General features: G+C 60.1%; 1 protein-coding gene and 1 pseudogene. Both read left to right on the plus strand.

Annotated elements, in window-relative coordinates:
* Positions 1 to 334: pseudogene (locus AC13Q5_RS34975) on the plus strand (methyl-accepting chemotaxis protein); the annotation flags it as partial.
* A gap of 193 nt (positions 335 to 527) precedes the next feature.
* Positions 528 to 1,583, plus strand: a 1,056-nt coding sequence (locus AC13Q5_RS34980) for an MCP four helix bundle domain-containing protein (protein WP_488504957.1), incomplete at its 3' end; no start/stop codon positions are given.

Below are 1,583 nucleotides of genomic sequence, written 5' to 3' on the forward strand. Positions count from 1 at the left end.
AAACGCCGGCGCATCCGAAGAAATGTCGGCAACCTCGGAAGAGCTCGCCGCCCAGGCCGAAGAGCTGCAGGCCTCCATCGCCTTCTTCCGCGTCGATCAGGCCAATGCCCGCAAGGCCCAGGCCGTTCATGTTCCCATCCATCATGCCGCAAGCCCGGCAAAGGCCAAGCCAGCCGCCAAGGCACCCATCGGCAAGGCAACGGCGGCCAGAATGCCGGCCGCACGCACCGACAACAGCGTCGCCGGTCAGCAGGCTCGTGCCAAGGGCTTCACCCTCGACATGTCCATGGGTGGTCCCGACGCCGATGACAATGATTTTCGTCAGAGCGCCTGAGCGGCTGGCTGAACACTAACAAACGCCGGCGCCGGAAGGCGCCGGACCAAAGGCCGGCAAATGCTACTGCAGGCCTCAAGAACCGGTTCCGGTTCGCGGAAGGGTGAATGTATCGGTCTTCGCGCATCAAGACGGCTCCCCGTCTGACATTTCAAGTATCAAACCCTTCATCTCCACCAGGAGCTTTTCAGAGATGCGCTTTACCATCAAACTCAAACTGGCCCTCGCCTTCGGCCTCCTGATCGTCATGTCGACCGGCATGTCGGTCCTCGCAATCATGAGCCTGTCGTCCCTCAACTCGGCCATCACCGACATCGTCCAGGGACCGGCGAACAATCTGCGCAATTCCGGTGATCTCTCCACCGCCGTGCTGGACGCGATCCGCAACGAAAAGAACGCCATCCTCAATACCGATCCGCAGGCGATCGGCGGTTATATCGATGCTGTTCACGAGAGCCAGGCCACGATCGACCAGCTCGTCCAGAAGCTGGCGCAAGATCCGGCGATTTCAGATAAGGTTGCCGAGTTTTCCAAGCAGTACCCGGCTTGGAAACAGATCGACGATCAGATCCTGAAGCTTGCAGTCGAAAATACCGACGAGAGCAACCGCAAGGCTGGTGCCCTCTCCATGGGCGAGGGACGCAAGGCGAGCGACCTGCTTCAGGATGCCCTCGAGACCGTCAACAAGGCGATCCTTGAAGACCTGCACCAGACGGATCTTTCGACCAACGACCAGTATGCGTCCGCGCGCAACCTCTTGCTGACGTCGCTTGGCATCATGTTCGTGATCTCCACAGCCGTTGCCATCTGGATCGCACTCGGCATCAATCGCGGCCTGAAGAAGATCCAGGCCGTTGCCGAAGGTGTCGCTATCGGCGACCTCAATCAGAACATCGAGATCAAGACCAATGACGAGATCAAGGATCTCGTCAACACCATCAACGTCATGACCGGCAACCTGCGCAACACCGCAACGATCGCCGACCAGATCGCCAATGGCGACCTGACGGTGAAGCCGAAGCCGATGTCGGAAAAGGACACGCTTGGCATGTCGTTGCAGTCGATGGTCGAGCGGCTGCGCGGTGTTGTTGCCGACGCGCTCTCGGCCTCGGACAATGTCTCATCCGGCAGTCAGCAGCTGTCGGCAGGCTCCGAGCAGCTGTCTCAGGGTGCGACCGAGCAGGCCTCCTCCGCCGAGGAAGCCTCCGCCTCGATGGAGGAGATGGCGGCCAACATCAAGCAGAATGCA

The sequence above is a fragment of the Martinezella sp. CNPSo 3964 genome, assembly GCF_057784375.1.